Consider the following 440-nt stretch of genomic DNA (forward strand, 5'->3'; position numbering starts at 1 on the left):
AGAGATGTGTATAAGAGACAGGACCGCGAGAGTGTCGCCGGGGCCGATGCCGAAGGTGTTCAGCACCGCTCCGGCACCGGTGAGGAAGCCGCAGCCGAGCGGCCCGAGCAGTTCCAGGGGCAGCGCCGGATCGACCCGGACGGCGTTGCGGGCCGGGACGAGGGCGTACTCGGCGAACGACGACTGGCCGAACCACCGGGGTGCCAGCGCCTCTCCGGCCGCGTCGGTGAGCCGCGGCGGGTCCTCCTCGCGCCCCCCGAACAGGTTCAGGGAGGCGAAGGAGTCGCAGTAGGCGGGGGCCGCGCCCGTGCAACTGCGGCAGTGTCCGCAGGAGTCGAAGCTCAGCACGACGTGGTCGCCGATGCCGACGCCGGTGTCCGGGCCGCCGGTCCGCACCACCACCCCGGCCCCCTCGTGGCCGAGTACCGCCGGCAGCGGGC

General features: G+C 73.4%; 1 pseudogene. It reads right to left on the reverse strand.

Annotated features, from left to right (window positions below):
- Positions 1-440, reverse strand: a pseudogene (locus IH13_RS0120240) (alcohol dehydrogenase catalytic domain-containing protein); the annotation flags it as partial.

Origin of the sequence: Streptomyces sp. NRRL WC-3549, from assembly GCF_000721935.1 — a bacterium.
Lineage (GTDB): Bacteria > Actinomycetota > Actinomycetes > Streptomycetales > Streptomycetaceae > Streptomyces.